3 protein-coding genes are annotated in these 2,196 nt (G+C 54.8%); all 3 read left to right on the top strand.

The genetic code is table 11. The features are described 5' to 3' along the window. Positions 1-528 (top strand): FAD-dependent oxidoreductase (locus tag EN994_RS28265; protein ID WP_348631693.1); only part of this gene is annotated, 528 nt, incomplete at its 5' end. Positions 529-539: 11 nt separating this feature from the next. Further along, a complete protein-coding gene (locus tag EN994_RS28260) occupies positions 540-1,529 on the top strand; it encodes an ABC transporter substrate-binding protein (RefSeq protein ID WP_164746276.1) in 990 nt (329 codons plus the stop codon). Positions 1,530-1,614: 85 nt separating this feature from the next. Beyond that, positions 1,615-2,196 (top strand): ABC transporter permease subunit (locus tag EN994_RS28255; RefSeq protein WP_127308002.1); only part of this gene is annotated, 582 nt, incomplete at its 3' end.

Genomic DNA, 2,196 nt, shown 5'->3' with positions numbered 1-2,196 from the left:
ACCCAATCCGGTGCTTGCGTCACTCTCTTAACGCCGGATCGCACACCTCTTCATAATCTCGGGCCGACGAACTACGGCGTCGGCATGCGCAACCTGTATCAGCGCGGGGTGAACTTCCTCACCGACCGTGAGATCGTTGCCTTGAGCCCTGACGGCAACCGTTTGACCGTCACCGTGCGAAACGTCCTCACCGACCTGGAAGAAAAATTCCAGGCCGATCATGTCTTCTATGAAGTCGGGACGGAAGAAAACGCTGAATTGTACTTCGATCTTCAAAGTCATTCAGTCAACAACGGCCAAATAGAAGTAGCATCTCTATTGGACGGCAAAGCCGAGTACCGAACGGTGAACCCGGCCGGTGATTTCGTGTTGTTCCGGATTGGTGACGCGGTCTCTTCGAGGAACATCCATGCTGCGCTCTTTGATGCGTTGCGTGTCTGTTCCGTCATCACGGTCGCCGGACAGACCGGCTCCGATCAAGCGCGCTACTCAGTAACACATAGGCAAATGAAAGGGGAAACGACGTGAAAAATCTCCCACTGGCGGCGGCATGCCTGACAATTCTTGTACTGGAGTCACTCCCTGCGAATGCTGCATCAAGCTGCGGTGAGCTGACAATCTCCAGCATGAATTGGCAGAGCGCTGAAGTGCTGGCAAGCCTGGACAAGTTCATTCTTAAAGCTGGGTTCGGATGTGATGCGGAAATTCTCGAAGGGGACACCGTGCCGACGGTCACCTCCATGATCGAAAAGGGAAAGCCCGATGTTGCTCCCGAGATCTGGGTCGATCTGCTGCCAGATGTTGTCGCTACCGGCATCAAGCTAGGCAAGCTTGTTGAAACTGGCGCGGCCCTCAAAGATGGTGGCGTCAACGGGTGGTGGATTCCAAAGTATGTGTCCGAAGCACATCCGGATATCAAAACCATTGCGGATGCGCTCAAACATCCGGAGCTCTTTCCAGCACCTGAAGATTCATCGAAAGGGGCGGTCTTCAATGGGCCTCAGGGCTGGGGCGCGACGGTTGTTACAACGCAGCTCTTCAAAGCCTACGGCGCTGAAAAAGCCGGCTTCACCTTGATCGACACCGGATCGGCAGCCGGCTTGGATGGATCGATAGCAAAGTCATATGAGCGCCACCAAGGCTGGCTCGGATTCTATTGGGCTCCGACGTCGATTCTGGGAAAGTATGAAATGGTGAAGCTCGACTTCGGGGTTCCTTACAATCAGGCTGAATGGAAGCGTTGCAATACAGTGGCGGATTGTGCCGATCCAAAGCCAAACGTTTGGCCGCAAGATCGAGTAAAGACGATCGTCACGAAAGGCTTTTCGGATCGTACTGATCCCGCAGTGATGGAGTACCTGCAAACCCGGTCGTGGTCCAACGATACGGTGAACGGTCTCTTGACCTGGATGACCGACAACCAGGCCACTGGTGACGATGCGGCAAGGTATTTCCTCAAGACACGCGAGGATATCTGGGCCAAGTGGGTCCCGGTCGGCGTCGCCGGAAAAATCAAAGCGGCACTTTAATCAACGTGTCGCGGTGGTGGCCTTTAGAGCGGCCATCATTGCGACCGCCATTGCCCTCACTGGGCTGACCGACCGAGAATTCCTCATGGATTGGCTGACAAATTTTCCCCATCTCAATGACGAGGCCTTGCGGCTTGTCAAAAAGGGGCTGGATGACGCTTTTCGAACCTTCACCCGAACATACGGCGATTCAATTGAGGGCGTTTTCGCGCCGTTGCAGTACCTTCTGATCAAGTGCGAGCACTTTCTAACCGACACGCCCTGGCCGCTGATCATTTCGCTGGCGGCTGGGCTGGCATGGCTTGCATCCCGAAACTTGACAACCGTGGCTGGAACCGTCGTCACCCTCGTTGCAATCGGGTTCCTGAGCATGTGGGACGATACGATGAAGACGGTGTCCATGATCCTTGTCTCGACGATCATAGCCATCGTGCTCGGTGCGCCGGTTGGAATTGCGATGTCGAGATCGGAGCGCATCCAGAGGGTCATCAATCCGGTACTCGATGTCATGCAAACCATGCCAAGCTTCGTTTATCTGATCCCGGTGGTGATGCTGCTGGGAATCGGCAAGGTTCCTGGTGTGATAGCCGTCGTAATCTATGCGATCCCTCCCATGATCAGGCTGACAAATCTGGGCATCCGCCTCGTGGACAAGGATGTATTAGAG

It is taken from the genome of Mesorhizobium sp. M7A.F.Ca.CA.002.09.1.1 (assembly GCF_003998555.1).
Taxonomy (GTDB): Bacteria; Pseudomonadota; Alphaproteobacteria; order Rhizobiales; family Rhizobiaceae; genus Mesorhizobium; species Mesorhizobium ciceri.
Note: the sequence above shows the minus strand (reverse complement) of the source record. Positions and strands in the feature narration are given on the sequence as shown.